The organism is Nonomuraea sp. NPDC049625 (assembly GCF_040675285.1).
In the GTDB taxonomy this organism is placed as follows: Bacteria; Actinomycetota; Actinomycetes; order Streptosporangiales; family Streptosporangiaceae; genus Nonomuraea; species Nonomuraea angiospora_A.
Genome location: NZ_JBFAOQ010000005.1, coordinates 157,626 through 174,001, shown reverse-complemented (window position 1 = coordinate 174,001; position 16,376 = coordinate 157,626). Strand labels below are relative to the sequence as shown.

General features: G+C 68.8%; 16 protein-coding genes. 6 read left to right on the top strand and 10 right to left on the bottom strand.

Annotation, left to right across the window (positions count from 1 at the left end):
- Positions 1–162 precede the first annotated feature (162 nt).
- Entirely contained in the window at positions 163–1,398 is a 1,236-nt protein-coding gene (locus tag AB0J87_RS23305; RefSeq protein WP_363968186.1) for a helix-turn-helix domain-containing protein, read from the top strand.
- Positions 1,399–1,665: 267 nt separating this feature from the next.
- Here AB0J87_RS23305 and AB0J87_RS23300 read toward each other — a convergent pair whose 3' ends face one another.
- A complete protein-coding gene (locus AB0J87_RS23300; protein ID WP_363968184.1) occupies positions 1,666–2,196 on the bottom strand; it encodes an alpha/beta hydrolase in 531 nt (176 codons plus the stop codon).
- A 277-nt stretch (positions 2,197–2,473) separates the two neighbouring features.
- On the opposite strand from AB0J87_RS23300, the gene AB0J87_RS23295 reads away from it, so the two are divergent.
- Positions 2,474–2,938, top strand: a complete 465-nt coding sequence (locus AB0J87_RS23295; RefSeq protein ID WP_363968182.1) for a hypothetical protein — start codon at positions 2,474–2,476, stop codon at positions 2,936–2,938.
- 57 nt (positions 2,939–2,995) lie between these two features.
- On the opposite strand, the gene AB0J87_RS23290 is transcribed toward AB0J87_RS23295, so the two are convergent.
- The 3 genes from AB0J87_RS23290 to AB0J87_RS23280 form a co-directional block, all read right to left on the bottom strand.
- Entirely contained in the window at positions 2,996–3,718 is a 723-nt protein-coding gene (locus AB0J87_RS23290; protein WP_363968180.1) for a transposase family protein, read from the bottom strand.
- Positions 3,719–3,815: 97 nt separating this feature from the next.
- Positions 3,816–5,075, bottom strand: a complete 1,260-nt coding sequence (locus tag AB0J87_RS23285) for an FxsB family cyclophane-forming radical SAM/SPASM peptide maturase (RefSeq protein WP_363968178.1) — start codon at positions 5,073–5,075, stop codon at positions 3,816–3,818.
- Between the two features lie 80 nt (positions 5,076–5,155).
- The gene (locus AB0J87_RS23280; protein WP_350742420.1) at positions 5,156–5,392 is read right to left on the bottom strand and encodes a hypothetical protein; all 237 of its coding nucleotides are present in this window, start codon (positions 5,390–5,392) and stop codon (positions 5,156–5,158) included.
- A 644-nt stretch (positions 5,393–6,036) separates the two neighbouring features.
- Here AB0J87_RS23280 and AB0J87_RS23275 point away from each other — a divergent pair.
- Positions 6,037–6,627, top strand: coding sequence for an HD domain-containing protein (locus AB0J87_RS23275; protein ID WP_363968176.1), 591 nt, complete (start codon positions 6,037–6,039; stop codon positions 6,625–6,627).
- A gap of 400 nt (positions 6,628–7,027) precedes the next feature.
- Positions 7,028–7,408, top strand: a complete 381-nt coding sequence (locus AB0J87_RS23270; protein ID WP_363968174.1) for a hypothetical protein — start codon at positions 7,028–7,030, stop codon at positions 7,406–7,408.
- Between the two features lie 523 nt (positions 7,409–7,931).
- On the opposite strand, the gene AB0J87_RS23265 is transcribed toward AB0J87_RS23270, so the two are convergent.
- Both AB0J87_RS23265 and AB0J87_RS23260 read right to left on the bottom strand, forming a co-directional pair.
- Positions 7,932–8,615 (bottom strand): HAD family hydrolase, encoded by a 684-nt coding sequence (locus tag AB0J87_RS23265; protein ID WP_363968172.1) that lies wholly within the window; start codon positions 8,613–8,615, stop codon positions 7,932–7,934.
- Between the two features lie 220 nt (positions 8,616–8,835).
- On the bottom strand, positions 8,836–10,275 hold the full coding sequence (locus tag AB0J87_RS23260) for an ATP-binding protein (RefSeq protein ID WP_363968170.1): 1,440 nt from the start codon (positions 10,273–10,275) through the stop codon (positions 8,836–8,838).
- A gap of 706 nt (positions 10,276–10,981) precedes the next feature.
- Between AB0J87_RS23260 and AB0J87_RS23255 the strand changes: the two genes are divergently transcribed.
- Positions 10,982–11,599 carry a hypothetical protein gene (locus AB0J87_RS23255; RefSeq protein WP_363969032.1) on the top strand — a complete coding sequence of 206 codons (618 nt, stop codon included), beginning with the start codon at positions 10,982–10,984 and terminating at the stop codon, positions 11,597–11,599.
- Positions 11,600–11,621: 22 nt separating this feature from the next.
- On the opposite strand, the gene AB0J87_RS23250 is transcribed toward AB0J87_RS23255, so the two are convergent.
- A complete protein-coding gene (locus tag AB0J87_RS23250) occupies positions 11,622–11,744 on the bottom strand; it encodes a hypothetical protein (protein WP_350742433.1) in 123 nt (40 codons plus the stop codon).
- Between the two features lie 213 nt (positions 11,745–11,957).
- Between AB0J87_RS23250 and AB0J87_RS23245 the strand changes: the two genes are divergently transcribed.
- Complete coding sequence (locus AB0J87_RS23245; RefSeq protein WP_363968168.1) at positions 11,958–13,124, top strand: glycosyltransferase; 1,167 nt, start codon at positions 11,958–11,960, stop codon at positions 13,122–13,124.
- A 230-nt stretch (positions 13,125–13,354) separates the two neighbouring features.
- Here AB0J87_RS23245 and AB0J87_RS23240 read toward each other — a convergent pair whose 3' ends face one another.
- From AB0J87_RS23240 to AB0J87_RS23230, 3 genes are all read right to left on the bottom strand, one after another.
- Positions 13,355–14,530 carry a hypothetical protein gene (locus AB0J87_RS23240; RefSeq protein WP_363968166.1) on the bottom strand — a complete coding sequence of 392 codons (1,176 nt, stop codon included), beginning with the start codon at positions 14,528–14,530 and terminating at the stop codon, positions 13,355–13,357.
- A gap of 89 nt (positions 14,531–14,619) precedes the next feature.
- Positions 14,620–14,856, bottom strand: coding sequence for a hypothetical protein (locus tag AB0J87_RS23235; RefSeq protein WP_363968164.1), 237 nt, complete (start codon positions 14,854–14,856; stop codon positions 14,620–14,622).
- A 51-nt stretch (positions 14,857–14,907) separates the two neighbouring features.
- Complete coding sequence (locus tag AB0J87_RS23230; protein ID WP_363968162.1) at positions 14,908–16,281, bottom strand: MFS transporter; 1,374 nt, start codon at positions 16,279–16,281, stop codon at positions 14,908–14,910.
- Positions 16,282–16,376: the final 95 nt, after the last annotated feature.

Genomic DNA, 16,376 nt, shown 5'->3' with positions numbered 1-16,376 from the left:
CATTGCCAGAGTTTTGGCAACTACTTTCCTCCTCTGTTTGCCACGCGACTAGGCGCGGTTAATTGTCCTGGCAAAGATTTGCCAAGCGTGTGTAGGGTGGCTAGCATGAGCTGCGGCAGAGGGCCGGTCGGCCCGCGCTCTCACCTGGCAAGGAGACGACAGATGCTGACGCAGCCCGCCTTCGGCCGACGGCTCAAGCAGCTGAGGACCGAACGCGGCCTGACCCAGGCCGAGCTCGCGGGCGAGGGGATGTCCACCGGATACCTCTCCCGACTGGAGTCCGGGGCCCGGCCCCCCACTGACGAGGCCGTGGCTCACCTGGCCCGTCAGCTCGGCGTCGCCCCCGAAGACCTGGCCGAACCGCCGGACTGGTCGCTGGCGCGCAGCCTGGCCGCCACCGTCGGACTCGACGTGGACGAGGCCGGCGAACTGCTGGCCCGAGCCCTGCGTACGGCAGGCAGCGAGGACCCCCTGCTGCGCTGGCAAGCGCTGTGGCAAGTCGCCGAATGGCGACGCCACAACATGGAGCACATCGAGGAGCGCAGCTGCCTGGACGAGTTGGTGGCGCTCGCCGAACAGCTCGACCTGCCCGAGTTGCGCGCCCGAGCACGGGCGCGACTGGCGCGCGCGCAACGCGGGGCGGGCCAGGTTCCGGCCGCGGTCGAGACCGCGATCAGTGCCTACCGCCTGGCCGTCGACGAGGGCCTGACGACACGCATCGTGGCCGACACCCTCCTGGCTCTGGTGTCCTCGCTGGCCGAGGCGGGCCGGATGGCCGAGGCCCGCCAGCACGCCGACGAACTGCTCACCGTGGTCGCGGGCTTGCCCGCCGGCAGGCTCCTGGCGGAGGCGGCGTGGACCGTGGCCGGCGTCCGGCTCCGCCAGGGCGAGCCCCAGGTCGCGCTGAAGCTGGTCAACGACGCTCTGGAGCAACTCCAAGGCCGCCTCGACCCGGCCATGTGGGTGCGGCTGCGAATCGTCGCCGCCCGCCTCCACCTCAACGTGACCCCGCCCGAGACCGAGCCCGCCCGGCGCCGTATCGAGGAGGTCGAGGCGTGTCTGCCGTTCGCCGGCACGCCCACGGTCGAGCAGGAACTGCTCGCGCTACGCGCACGCCTGGCCTTCCACACCGGGCACACCGACGAAGCCCGCACCCTGCTCGACCGACTCGCCGACGCGCACGACCACCTGGACTATCAGGAGCAGATCCGCCTGGACGTGCTGCGCAACCAGCTCCTGCTGCTGGACGGCAAGCAGGATGAAGGCATGCGGGGCCTTCGGACGCTGGCCGAGCAGGCACAGGAGCGCGCCAACTTCGACCTGGCCGCGGAGATCTGGCGCCACGCCGCCGAGTCACTGGCTCGAGCCGGCGGCGAGAACCAGTTCCCCGGAGTCTGAGCGCAGGGATTCGCGCTCCAGCGCACGGGGGGTCGAGGCGGTCCCGCGCACCATCCACGCGCTCGCCCACCTCGACCCGGCCACCGCGCTCGGCGACGCGTAGGGCCAGCCCCACCAGCCGTCATGGCCATTGAGCCTCCAGGCGAAGTCAGGTGCGGCCAGGCCGGGGGCGCTCGTGCTGCAGCCCTGGCAGCGAGAAGATCCCGTACCTGGTGCGATGGCTGGTTCTGGCAAGGAGTGCCCCAGGCGCGGGGGAGCGCGGGTCAGTCAGTTGGTGAAGAAGGTCTGCAGGTGGCGGTTCACGGGATCGGGGCAGTCCAGCTGGGGCGTGTGGCCGCAGCCGTCCAGGATGTGGAGCTGGTCATGGGGCAGCAGTTCGGCGAAGCGGTGGGCGCGCTCGACGGGCTGGATGGTGTCCTGTCTGCCCCACAGCACCAGGGTGGGGGTGTTGGTGGAGGGCAGGGCACGTTCGGTCTGCGCCCAGTCCAGGCGGCGTTCCAGCAGGTAGGTGGCGCGGATGTTGTCGCGGAAGGTCATCGGCGCCCACCACTCGTCCAGCAGGCGGTCGGTGATGCGGTCCTTGTTGACCATCATGCCGCTCAGCTCGCCGCCGGCCAGGACGCTGCGATAGCGCCGGAAGCGTTTCGGTCGACGCCTGACCGAGGAACGGATGAGGCCGTGGCGATCGCCGGAGGTGGCCGGCCTCCCGTACGGGCTGGGGCGATCGCCGCCGCTCGATGGATGCCTGAGGCAGCGTGACGGCGGAAACGCTGACGTACGAAACGTACGACCGGGCACTGAGCGAGATTCTTGGGGAGGGGTTTTCACATGCCGTCCACCAGAAGCGACATGACGGTCACTTCCAGTGAGGTTTTCTTAATGGTGATCACTTCCAGATTGCGTTGAAGTCCAGAGCGGGGCGGTGTGCTCTCGCCGTTGCGGCTGGGGCTGATGGTGACGCGCTGCAGAGCTCGCCAGGATTGCTTGAGTTCCGCGGCGGTGTGCTCGCGCAGGGCGCGGAGGCTGCGTATGAGGCCTTTGACGATGCGGGGGTGCCCGAGCAGAGAATGGCGACGTGACTGATCTCTACGCGGTAAGGGTGCTGGCCGTCGATCCAGCGCGTCGCCGCATACAACTGCGGGTAACTGCCTTCAACCCGGACGTCTGGCACTGGCCGCTGCCCGACAAGAGCTTCTTCCTCCGTGATCTGGAAGAGGATGAGACCATACTGGACCTTCTTGTTGACGAGGACGATGGGATGAATCGCGACTTCGTCGAGAGTGTGGAGCGGACTGCGACGCGCAACTACCCCTTCACGGCGGCGGCCGAAGAACGGCTGTCTGAAAGTGGCAGAGGATTTCCCTGGGAGGATGAAGGGCCGTTCAACGAGATGTCCCCTGAATCCGCCGCGGCCTTCCTCCGATGCGAGGAGATACACGTAGGGGCCGATTACGACGTGGTGGTCACCGACTCACGGCTGATCGAGCATCTGAAAGCCGGCGACTGGTGGCGCACCACCGCTTACCCCGGTGCAGACTGACGCGGCGAAGCCGACGGGCAGCACAGGAGTCAGGCAGTGACGTTTTCCCAGTGGTGATCATCTCCAGATCGCGTTGAGTGTGAGGGTGGCGCGAGCGATGTTCCCTGTCCGGCTGGGGCTGGTGGTGACGCGCTGCAGGGCTCGACAGCGCTGCTTGAGTTCGGCGACTGCGCGTTCTCCGAGCGCTCGGATGCCTCTGATCAGGTTGTTCATAGTTCGTGTGTCGGCGTGCAGGGCCTGTTCCGACTGGCCTTTCGGACGGCGGATTGGGACGAGGATGCCGATGCCGGCGCCGATGTAGCCCTTGTCGGCGAGGGTGGGCAGGCCGTCGGCCGCCGCCTTGTAGAGGACGGGGAATGCGTGGAGGCGGTCGGGGGTGGAGCCGGGTTCGGTGTCGGAGACCCACAGCGGGGTACCGTCAGGAGCGGCCAGGAACTGTACCTTGCCGCCGAACGCCTTGTGCTTCTGGCCGAACCAGAGGTCGTTGCCGTTCTCACGGAGACCGGCGACGCGGTCGGAGGCGATCAGCGTGCCGTCGAGGATCACGTGGGTCATGCCCTCGCCTCGGCAGCGGCCGAGAACCTCGTGCAGGTCCGGCGCCTGGCTGGCGAGGACGTCGATGCCTTCGTGGAGGTAGCGGTAGCCGGTTGCCTGGGAGACGCGCCTTCCACCAGCCCGTTGGTCACGTCGCTGCGAAAACGTCAGTGGGGTGCGCATGAGCCGCCGGATGGTGGGTTCGGTAGCCGCGTCGGTGATGCGTTCGATTGCGACCTCACGCATCACGGTGTCGTGGTGGGGCCGTACGGCGGCCAGTCGTCGCGCGTTCCTCAAGGGGGTTGTACGGCACGTCAACGTCCTCGGCCGCCGGCTCCAATCCTCAGCCGGCCGCCGCCCGCTCGGCCCTCAACCGTTCCACGTCAGTGAGCACCCGGTCGCGGATGTGGCAGATCAATTTGGCCAGATCGGCGCAGTAGACGGAAGGATTGAGAAATCCCGAGCCGGCGCGGTATCGAGTGCTGTACTCGCCGGCCCCGCAGATATCCCGGATCGAGCAGGAAACGCAGATCGGCGACAGGCCGGCCACCTTTCGTTGCCGGGCGACGACGCCCGGAAGGAGTCGCGCGTCGTCGAACGTGTTACGAAAAACGTCCAAGCCGGTGTAGGGGGCGCCCTCGTAGGCGGACTTCAAAGCGTCACCGAGTTCGATGGTTCCGTCGCTTTCGATGACGATGAGTTGGAACGGGTTGAGCCCCAGCCCTTCGGTGTAGGCATGACCGCCGAGGGACAACGTCATGATGTTCTCGAAGAGCCTGACACCGGCCGGAAGCGGCACGGTGGAATACCAGCGCTCGAAGATCGGTATCAGCCAGTCCGCATACGCGGTGCCTCCGTCCCCGGCGGTCCATCCCGGTGGAGGAGACGACCAATTGCCGAGCGGCAGCAGGAAGTCCATGGCCGGCGCCCCGGTGGCGAGCAGCGCCTCGTAGGTGGTCAGGGGGTCGTTCTCCAGGTCGATGGTGCACAGCACAAGGTCGAAGAGGTCACGGTAATCAGGGCGGTTCAGAACCTCGATGCCGCGCATCACCAGGTCATAGCTGCCGCGGCCGTTGGCGTACTTGCGGTGACGGTTCTGCCCTTCCCTGTCGCCGTCGAGGCTGACCGTGACACCGATGCGGTGTTCGCGCAGGACGTTCAAGAGGTTCTCGTCTGAAAGGAGCACGCCGTTCGTGGTGGTGACGAGCCGCAGCGGGACCTCGGACGGCGCGGCGTTCCGGAACGCTCGCGCCGCGTACGCGAATTGATCCGCGCCTGCAAGCAGCGCTTCGCCGCCGTGCATCCGCACCGACGCTCCCGCAATTTCGTCGGCGTGAGCCCGCACGTGCTCTCCGAGCCGGAAGGCGACCTGGTCGATCGTCTTGCGTGACATGGCCACCGGCTTGCTCTTCCAGCTCTGGTCGGCCATCTCGTACATGTAGCAGTAGTCACAGGCCAGGTTGCACCGGCCGTGGAATTTGAGAGCGAATTCCACGAAGGGCAGAGGGCGCCAGTACGGATCCTCAAGCGCCTGATCGGTCACGTCCTGAGTCGGCCATTCTGCAGCTCGCTCTTTCACCCGCACGATCGGTAGCTCGATCACGATGTCCTTCGCCTCTCTGCCCTTCGTGTCCCAGCCGGCCGCTACACGGCCCGATCAGCCACGGGAACGAACCCGCTCCGTCACCTGTTGAAAGTGCCCGCAGGACGGAAGACATCGTCGTCGGCGGTCACCCGGTTCAGCACCGCACCGAGCGCGCTGTTCTGGTCGGTGGTCGCCGCGACCTCGGAGAGATTCGCCTGAGAGGACTCGGCAGCCGAAGCGGCACCGGCTGCTCCGACCCCGACCGCGGACGCGGCTGCGAAGGCGGCGGCCGTCAAGGCCACCTTCCGTACGAGATTTCCTTCACGTTCCGACATTGGATACCCCTTTCCTGCGGCTGGACATCGACCTGCCGCCATAGCGATTTCCGACCCGCGGCAAGCGATGTCCTGTTAATCAAAGTTGATCACGACAGCGGGACGGTACCGCACCACGCCCACAGAGTCGCTACAAAACCACTACACAGCCGATTCTTCGATGCCCAGCACTACACGGTCATCCAAGGTCAGGGGCCAGAGACAGCCTCTTGATCAGCCGCGGTTATTCGACTCCCAAAGCGACCTTCTGGTAACGCTCGGAGCGGGGCAAAAGACCTTGACTGCCAAGGATTTCCCGTCCTGTAGTCGCAGAAAGAATGCGCAAGTTGGGGTCACGGGATGTGGAGATCGTCGAGGCTGCTGCCGCGCATTGCTCCTGCGGGTTCGTCTACTGGGGCGGAGCTGCCGGGGCGCTCACCATGTGCTCATGGAGAACTCCAGCCGGACGCAACCGGCGAAGCTGCCGGTCGTCTTCGTCTCCAACACGAGAGACACGCTCAAGGTCGACGATCCGCCAAGGTAGGGCTATCGGCTGGGCGCAACGGCGCGGGTTTGATCAGCGCGACTCCCGCATCGGGTATCACCGCTGGCATGCGGCCAAGGTCGGACATCGAGGCCTGACGGCCAGATGAAAAGTTGGACCCATGTTTCCGGAGACTCCCGCCGCCGTGGCGGCGCTGTCGGTGGCCACCCGTTTCTGCTCGCCCGCGCTGTTCAACCACTGCGTCCGCTCCTACCTGTGGGGAGCGATGTACGGCACAGCACACGGGATCGCCTTCGATGACGAGCTCTACTACGTCTCGGCGCTGCTCCACGACATCGGGCTGACGGAGGCTTTCGACAGCCATCGGCTGCCGTTCGAGGAGGCGGGAGGACAGCTGGCCTGGGTTTTCGGCGTGGCCGCCGGCTGGCCGGTCGGCCGGGCCGCCAGGGTCACCGAGATCATCATGCTGCACATGCGCGAGGACGTGTCCCCGGCCACCGACCCCGAGTCCCACCTGCTGCAGGTCGCCACAAGCTGGGAGGTGGTCGGACGGCGGCCGGAGGAGTTCTCGCCGGACGCCCGGGCGGAGATGCTCGTCCGCTACCCTCGGCTGGGATTCGGCGCGCAGTTCCTGGCGTGCTTCGAGGACCAGGCGAGGCGCAAGCCGGACAGCGCTGCCGCCGTATCGGTCAGGAACGACGTCGCGGGGCGGATCGCCGCCAACCCTCTCGAAGGCCGCTCACCCACCTGACCTCCAAGGCCGCGAACTCCGCCGTCAGCCCTGCTTGGGCGCAACGGAGTCGACGACCGCGAACGTCCCTACGAATCCGTCAGCCGGCACTCGGCCCGGCCCGCCGAGGAAGCTGCCCTCGCTGATGGAGATCACCGCCTGCATGACGTCAGTCCAGCGTTTCTCGGAGGGCGGTTCGCGAGCCGATGCCCTTCCGTCGTTGGGGTTGGGTAAGGCCGGCTGGTTACGGGCTTGCCACGCATTTCGACAACACGGACGTGTCCCGAACCCCGTCGTGGTGAACCCGGCCCGCCTGACTTTCGTCTGAGGGAATGTGCGTCGACTCACTCTGCTGACACTCCTGCTCGCCGCCGGCTGTTCGCCCGAGGCGGCGTGTACCGCGATCGGCACCCCCGTCGGTGTGAGCTTGCACATTGCAGCTCCGCTTGCCGCCGAGGCCAGCGCCGCCACGATGGAGGTGTGCTGGGACGGTGCCTGCAAACAGGTCGGCGTCGAGTTGAGGCCGTCCACGCGGGCGACCAGGGAGACCTGTTCCGGTGACAATTGTCGGGCGGATGAAGAGCGGACCGGCGAGAAGAACGGGTTCGGTGACGTGGCGGGGCTGCCCAAACGGCCGGTGACGATCCGGCTGACGCTGCACGGCGCCGGCGCGAAGCCGCTGCTGGAACGCAGGCTCGAGGTCACACCGAAGGGACGTTTCCCGAACGGCCCAGAGTGCGGGGAAGGCGGCCCCAATGTTGTCCTCACGGTGGCGGCGGACGGGTCGGTACGAGAGGGATGACGGTGATCGGTTGTCATCTGGCCAGTACGTTCCGCGAGTCGATGTCCCTTTCGTCGTCGGGCTTGGGACAGGTCGGCCGGCCGGAGGCTCACCGGTCCGGCTATGGGCGCGGCTGGGTGAACGATCCCGGCTCGGTCTCGACGAGGATTCCGCGGCCGGCCAGGCGTTTGAGCTTGGCGCGGACGTGCTGGATGCCGTTCCGCGTCAGGGCCAGGTCACGGGCGCCCAGTGAGCCGCCGACCTCGCCGAAGACGGTGAGAATCTGCCGGTAGGCGGGGTGATCGGGACAGCTGGCGGCGGCGCGACCGGTTCAGCCGGGGCGAGATCCTCCTCGGCGAGGGAGATGAGGGTCTTGCGGCTGATCCGCAGGTGCTTGACCGTCTTGCTGAGTTCGCCCAGACGCGCGCCAGCGTGCCCGGCAGGTGAGTGGTGTACCGGTCGCGTCCGTCATGAACCTGCTCAGCTCAGTCTTCGACCGGGCGGTGACCGACGCGGACGAACTGGCCTGTCTCGTCCTGGATCCCTAGAGCTGACTCATCCGGCGCTCCCCGCCCTCCCAGCGGGCAACGACCTCCACCATCTCGGGAAACGCATCGATGAACGCGTCCACGCGATGCCCGTCGAAATCCGCACGCCGCCTGACGCCGCTCTGCATGCAGGCGATGAAACCCAGCCCCGCCCCGTTGGCGGCCTGAGCGTCACCGGGGGAGTCGCCCACGTACACGCACTGACCGGGCTCCAGTCCCGTCGCAGCCAGCAACTCGTCGAAAGCGCGGCCGTCCGGCTTGCCGAAACGCACGTTGCCGGCGTGGTAAACGCCGTCCAACCGGCCCGCCAGGACATGATCCGGTGCCAGCAGATGCTCCACCTCCGCCTCTGTACGCGAGGTCAGCAGCAGGACATCGTGCCCCGCCGCGGCAAGCTCATCGAGGGCCCACAGGTTCTCCGGCGTGACCGCATCCAGCCGGCCGTCCGCCACGTACTCCCCGAGCACCTCCCGATATTCCGCCGCGAACGCCACGAGATCGACGCCCGGCGAACGTTTCGGCATCGCCTCCAGCAGCGGCAACCCCCACGTGGACAGATGTACCGGCCGGGACATCGGCGCACGGCCGAGACGCGTCAGGACCTCGTTCTCCAGCTCGAAACACGCCGCCTCGGTCAGGCAGAGCGTGTCATCCACATCGATCACCACGGCGCGAATCACACCGCCACCCTAACGACGCCACCGCCGGCGCAGCAGACAGGCGGCAGGAGGCGAGCGAGCGAGCTATCCAACGTGCACCTGCTGAGCCGCCCGTACAGCTCGCCGGAAGCGCCCGTCCCTCGCCGACGAAACCCTGGCCGCCCTGACCCCGCTCGGTGGCCGACGTCGTGACCGCCCTGATCCAGGCCGCCCGCGGCGCAGGCGGCGGGCCGGCTTCGGGTCACGAGCAGGCGGGCGGCTCCAACCGGGCGGCCGTACGCTCGTGCTTCGGCTGAGCCGCCGTCTCCTGGGAGCCGAGGAGCGCGCGGGTGAGTGCCTGGCCGTCGCCCGCCATCGCCTGCAGCGCCGTGTCGAAATGATCGTCGGTGAGCACCCGCTCGTCGGAGCGCAACGCGACCAGGATGACCCGGCGCAGCAGTTCTTTGATGAACGACGCCGTGACCCCCTCGGTGGCGGCGACCACCTTGGCGGTGTCGGCGACAATGGGCCGGTTGCGGGCGTACAGGCGGATCAGGCGTTCGCGCGCCGCCGCGTCAGGCGGCGGCACCTCCACCGCGAGGTCCACCCGGCCGGGCCGCTGCACCAGGGCCTTCTCCAGAGCCTCCACCCGGTTGGTGGTCAGGACGAACGTCACGTCGACGTCGCCGCTGATCCCGTCCATGGCATCCAGCAGGGAGAACAGCAGCGGGCTGGTCTCGTGGTGGCTGCGGTCCTCGGCGATCAGGTCCACGTCCTCGACGACCACGATGGACGGTTGCAGCTTGCGCGCCACCGCCACCGCGTAGTCGATCTTGCGCATGGCGGGTCCGGTCATCAGCACCGCCGTGTGCTCGCGCAGCCGCCCGATGAGGTAGCGCGTGGTGTGGGTCTTGCCGGTGCCCGGCGGCCCGTACAGCAGCAGCCCCCGGCGCAGGTGCTGGCCGGCCTCGGTGAGGCGGTCGGCGTGCTCGGCGATCCCCACGACGTGCTCCTCGATGGCCTCCAGCCGTCCTTCCGGCAGGACCACCTCGTCGGGGTCCAGCTCGGGGCGGGGCAGGAAGGTGAGCAGTTCGTTCTCCCTGTGCTCGCTGAAGCCGAAGCTGAGCACCTGACCGCGGAACGGGTCGTTGTCCTGTTTGAGCCGGTTCACCTCGTCGCGTACGGCGCTCGCAACGTCCCGCCGGGCCGCCAGCACGGTGAGCAGGCTGTGGCCGTCGTAGTCGTCCTTGTTACTCAGCCCGATGAGCACCGGGGCGCCGTCGGGCGCCGCCGTGGCGACCAGGCCGAGCTGCACGATCTCGATCGTGGTGTCGGGGCCGATCGGGGCCGTTCCGTAGTCGGGGCGGCCGAGCATGCGGCTGCCCTCACGCATCGCCGCGAGCAGCATGTTGATGATGCTCTCCCAGCGCCGCTCGCCGCCCACTATGCCGAACCACTGCGCGCCGGGGGAGTGGGCGTCCAGGTAGAGGTCGGCGGCGGTCTGCAGCGCGGCGTGCTCGTAGAGCCGGTACTTCTCCTCCACGACGACCACGTCGCTGAGCGGGCAGCCGAGGTGCTCGGTCACCTTGGCGACCAGCGGAGAGGTGGCGTTGGCCTCGCCGATCCGCTCGGCCACCACGGTGTAGACCTGCCGCAGGCTCTCGGCGAGCGCTCGCGCGTCGGCGAGTTCGATGTCGGTCACATCCCTATCATCGCGATCGGGGCGGACGAATGCGCCTGATTAATTGCCATCGGGTACGTCCTGGTGCATCCGGAAATCCCGCGCGGGACCGAGAACGCGTACGCCCATCTGGCTTGCGCACCACCGCACCGGCCACGCGAACGTACACACCGGCGCGGTTGCGCACCGGGCAGAACCCACAGGGGCAATCCCCTCCAGGCGCCTCCTCATTCCCACCGCCGCTGTAAGTGCCACGTGATCTCTCGTTACCGTCTGGGCCTTCCGGCTCTGCTCCTCACGGGCCTTTATCTTGGTGCGCCGGCAGTCGCCGCGGCGATCGCGCTGACCTCTGGCGGTGTCGGCATGTTGTGGCGCCTGACCCTCTTCACACCAGTGGACGAATCCACCCCCGCGACGTGACCGAACGTGCTCGTCATGCTGGTGGACGGGCCGCCATGTGCCTGGCGTCCTGTTCACGATCTGGCTCGCCCGTTCGGCCCACGAGCTCGCGGGACCGACCCAGCCCGCCGGGATCGTCGCGGGCGCTGAGCAAACGGTCATCCAGTCGTAGACGATGCCGGAGAGCTGTTCCATTGAGACCTGACTGTCCGATACGGGCGCAGGACACCGTCGCCGGCCGAGGCTTTGCAGCAACTGCTTCTCCATAAGCCGCCGCCCGGAAGTGATCAGGCGCCGATCCGCCACGATAATCGTGACCGTGATCCTCATGGACGCAGTTCTGGAGACCGACGGAACGGCGGGCTTCACCGCCTGGCCGGTCGCTGAACCGGCCACCGACAACATCCTTGCCCTCTCCGGCCAGATGAGCCCGGCCGAGGTCGGCACCGCGATGGCGGTCATCTTCAGCTACGCCGACATCCCGACCGCGCCGATCAGCGATCTCCACCATCTGCTGGACCGGCATCTGGCCGATGCCGAAGCGCTTATCGCTCCAGGCGGGCTACGGATCAGGGACGCGACCACCAATGCCGAGATCCTGCCGGGATGCTGTTGCAGCCTGGAAAACTGGCGGGAGTGGCGCGACGTCCTGCACAAGCAGGGCATCTGGCTGGGGCACGATCCCGACACCGAGCTCGAATACATCGCCGGAGCCGTCCGGCTCAGGCAGGAGTCTGGCTCACGCTCGCTACCTTCACCCACGCATGAGGTGGAGATCCAGCTCGACGACCTGCCTGCCCTCCTGGCCACAGTGCACCTGCGACTGCAGGGCTTCCTCAGCCTCGTCGGCCGATGGGCGAGCGAGACCACCCCGCGAGCCGCCGACCGCCTCGTCACCATTCTCGACGAGAACTTCGAAATCAACGGCCCTCTCGAACTCTGCTGAGAACACCACGCGTATTGAGCGCTCAGAAGCCGGGATGGTGCGGGTTCGGGAAGGCGTCGGCGCTGATGTCGGTGGCGAAAGCCAGGAACGCGGTGACGGCCCAGGCGGTCCGGCGGGCGGTGCCGGCCGGCCATGTGTCTCTCACGATAGGTGACCAAGACTGGGCTCGGTGACAAATGGCAATGGCAAGGAGACCTCGCTCCTTGCCACTTTCAGGTTATAGCGCACTGGGGGGCTTGCGGCAAGACCCGGGTGGTGCCTCAAGATGGTCCGCCGAAGCCAGAACACCTGCGGAAACGGGGGACACGAAATGCGTGTGGTGTTGTCGACATGGGGATCGCGCGGGGACGTAGAGCCCTTGGCGGCACTCGCGGTACGGCTGCGGGAACTCGGCGCGGAGGCACAGGTGTGCGCGCCGCCGGACGAGGAGTTCGCGGCGCTGCTGGCGCGTGTCGGCGTGCCGCTGGTGCCGCTGGGCCCCACGGTGCGCTCGGTGGTCGCCGGCCCGAAGCCGCCTTCGGCGCAAGCCGCGTTCCGGCTCGCTCCCGAGCTGGTCGCCGCGCGGTTCGACACGCTCACAACGGCCGCCGAGGGATGCGACGCGCTGCTGGCGACCGGCCTGATGCCGGCCGGCGCACGGGACGTGGCCGAGAAACTGGGCATCCGGTACGTGTGCGCCTGCTTCCATATTCTGGGACTGCCGTCGCGGCACTTCCCTCCGGGGGCGCGGCCGGGCCAACAGTCCCCGCCGGGCGAGACCGACAACCGGGTGCTGTGGGAGCAGGACGCCCAGCGGGTGAACGCGTTGTACGGCGAGGCGCTCAACAGCCACCGGGCGGCGATCGGCCTGCCGCCGGTGGACAACGTCCGCGACTACGTCCTCACCGACCGGCCGTGGCTGGCGGCAGACGCGACCCTGTGCCCGTCGCAGGGTATGACGGACCTTGACGTCGTACAGACCGGGGCATGGATCCTGCCCGACGAACGCCCGCTCCCGGAAGAGCTGCAGGCGTTCCTGGACGCCGGCGAACCGCCGGTGTACGTGGGCTTCGGCAGCATGGCCGCGTACGCCCCGAAGGACATCGCCCGGGTGGCCATCGAGGCGATCCGCGCGCACGGCCGCCGCATCCTGCTCGCCCGCGGCTGGGCCGACCTGGCCCTGATCGACGATCGGGACGACTGCTTCGTCGTCGGCGAGGTCAACCAGCAGGCACTGTTTCCCCGGGTGGCCGCCGTCGTTCACCACGGCGGCGCGGGCACCACGACGACGGCAGCCCGGGCCGGCGCGCCCCAGGTCGTGGTCCCCCAGATCGCGGACCAGCCGTACTGGGCCGCCCGGATCGCCGAGCTGGGCATCGGCGCGGCACACGACGGTCGGACCCCGACCGTCGAGTCCCTGTCAGCCGCGCTCACCCTGGCCCTGGCGCCCGAAACCCGAGCACGAGCCAGGGCCGTGGCGGGCACGATCCACACCGACGGAGCGACGGTGGCCGCGAAACTGCTCCTCGACTCAGCCAGCCGGTAAAGGCCGCCCGTGCCCGCGTGAACGCCCGGCCTGCCGGGCGCGCGGGTGCGGGGGAGCCGCTGCCGGTCTCGATGATGTTGGCGTCGAGCTCGCCCGCCGCCGCCAGGAACCGATGAGCTTCATCCCGCTGCGCGAGCACCTGGACACCGAGCCGGGCGTCGGTCTCGCGGTCGCGACCGAGGAGGCGTATCAAGCCACCGCCGACCGGCTCCACGCGATGTGGCCGCTGGTCACCAGGCTGCGCGCGGTGAGTCGCCCTCCCCCGGACGCTCGTCGACGGTGATCGGCACCGAGGTGACCGCGCCGTCGGCGAGGCCGACCTGATAGGCGCGCCACTCGTGCACGTACAGGAGGTGCTCGCCGGTCCCGTCCACGCTGAAGCGCAGGCTCAGCGAGGCGTCGTGTGGCAGCTCCGGGCGGGCCAGGACCTGCGCCGGTCCGCCCGTCACGGGGACGCGTTCGACGGTGTGCCCGGACGCGTAGATCAGCGCGCTGCCGTCGGGGGTGTGGGCGAGCGACTCGATGGGCGTGGCGCCCGTGGCGTTCTTGATGATCTGGTACGTGGTGCCGTTCGGGTCGGCGGCCAGACGGGTGAGGTCGAGCGAGGCGATGGCCCGGCGCCCCAGCAGGTAGGCGATCGAGCGACCGTCCGGGGCCCAGGACAGGCTGCTCAGCATCGGGTGCGTCATCGTCTTCCAGTCGCGGCGCCGGCCGGTGGCGACGTCGAGTATGGAGATCTTGGCGCCGCCTCCGATGAGCGGCGTGGCGTAGGCCAGGCGGGTGCCGTCGGCGCTGAGGGCGAGGTCGTAGACCGCCCTGAGGTCGTCGGGGTCGGTCTGCGTGACGGCGACCGGCTTCCCTGGCCGCCCGTCCTCGCCGAGGCGGACCAGGAAGAAGAGGATGTCCGGATTCTTCGGCTCGGTCCAGCCGGCGATGGCGAACGTCCGGTTGTCCCGGGCGGCGGCCACGAGATGCCAGGAGCTGGAGATACCGGGCGGCAGCGGGATGTTGGCGATGAACGCCCCGGTCTCGGCGTTGTGCACGGCGGGCGGCACCGACGTGAAGACGCCGGTCTTGGAGTTGCCGGGGAAGTGGACGAGCGGAGTTCGCGCGGAGACGAAGTAGCGCGGCCGGCCCGTCGACGGCAGGGGTGCGCCGGTCGCCATGGGATCGGTCAGGGAGGTCGCCGGCGGGTACGGGTGCCGTACGGGACCCGAGGACATCATGTGCGAGGGCTGCGGCAGGAGCACCGTTGCCGACGGCTGCGGTGGGGACGCCGGTGGCTGGATCGCCGGTGGCTGGGTCGCGCTGACGAGCGACACCCGGTCGGCGGCCGGATCGGCGCAGCCGGTGACCAGAACGGCCAGGGCTAAGCCCGCCAGCGTGGCGGACGCACGGGAGGACATGCGTTGATCATCGTATGAAAACGGTGTCCTGCCCAGCACGGGACACGAAACCATGAGGCGGCGGGGGCGTCCGGCCGGTCGCCGATGCGTCAGGCGCGGTCGAGGTACCGGGTGAAGAATCGGACCGCGCTGTCGGTCTCGAACCTGGGCGTCTCCTTGTGTCTGCCCGCGTTGGCGTGCAGCGTCTTCTCCTTCGAGGCGAAGGCGTCGAACAACGCCAGACCGGACTCGCGCGGGATGGTGATCCGCTTCGCCGTCTCGGCCAGGAGGCCGGGCCAGTGGAGGCCGAAGACCGCGGCCGTGATCCTGGAGTCGACCGCCGCCACCGTGCCCGATGAGCACCAGGGGTGCGCGATCGGAGCCGGAGGCGGGCGTGTCTACGCGCGGCCGGTCACCTCGTCGCCGGCGGTTCGGGGGAGAAGCAGGGTGGGGATCGCCAGGAGGGCCAGGATGATCGAGAGGAGGACGAACGCCACGCGGTACGGCCCGGCCGCGCCCGCCACCCCGGGTATCGTCTCGCCCAGCCGTACGAGCAGCGCGCCGATCGCCACGCCGAGGCCCGCGCCCAGCTCCTGGAGCGTCGACAGCAGCGTGTTGGCGTGGTTCATCCGGTCCTGGCCGACGTCGGCGAAGGCCACGCTGTTGTACGCGGTGAACCCCGTCGACCGTACGATCCCGCTCACCAGCAGCAGCACGAGGATCACCGGCAGCGGTGTCGTGGGCTCGAGGAACGCCATCCCGACCAGGCATGCGGCGCCGATCACGATCGACCAGAGCAGGACGATGCGGATCCCGAACCGGCGCATCAGCGACGTGGTGGCGGGCTTGATCCCGACGTTCCCCACGAACAGTGCGATCACCACCAGCCCAGCCTGCGCCGCCGACCAGCCGAACCCCACCTGGAACAGCAGCGGCAGCACGAACGGGACCGCGATGATCACGCCGCGGTAGACCGACCCGCTCGCCGCCGTGACCCGGTACGTCGTCACCCGCAGGATCCGCAGGTCGACGATCGGGCGCGGGGCGCGCAGCAGGTGCCGTACCGCCAGGCCCAGACCCGCGACCGCGACCACCAGCGCCACCGCCGTCGACGGCCCGAACCCCGAGCCGAGCCCCTCCAGCGCCACGATCAGCCCCGCGACGCCCACCGCCATGAGGGCGAACCCGGCGCGGTCCAGCGGGTCACGGGCGTCGGCGCGCAGGTCGGGCACGATCCGCAGCGCCACGACCAACGCCGCGAGCCCGAGCGGCACGTTGATCACGAAGATCCACCGCCAGGACGCGTAGTCGGCCAGCAACCCGCCGACGACCGGCGCCAGCACCGGCGCGAGCAGGCCCGGCCAGGTCAGGTACGCGATCGCCCGGACCAGGTCGGACTTCTCCGTCGTCCGCAGCACCACCAGCCGGCCGACCGGCACCATCAGCGCACCGCCCGCCCCCTGCACCACCCGCGCGGCGACGAGCGCGGGCAGCGTCGGGGCCAGCGCGCAGCCGAGCGAGGCCAGCACGAACAGCACGATCGCCACCGCGAACACCCGGCGCGGGCCGAACCGGTCGGCCAGCCAGCCGCTGATCGGGATCAGCACCCCGATGGTGAGCACGTACGCGGTGATCGCGACGTTCACGTCGATCGGCGCGATCCCGAGCTCCGCGGCGATACGCGGCGCGGCGGGCGTGATCACCGTGCCGTCGAGTATCTCCATGAAGAACGTGCCGGCGACCAGTAAGGCCAGCCCTCTCTGGAATTCCACGTCGGCAAGGGTATAGACGGCGCAAAACCGGATATTCGGCGCCCTCCCCACGGCTTCCCCAGGCCACAGACGAACGTTGAACCCGGAGGGGATCG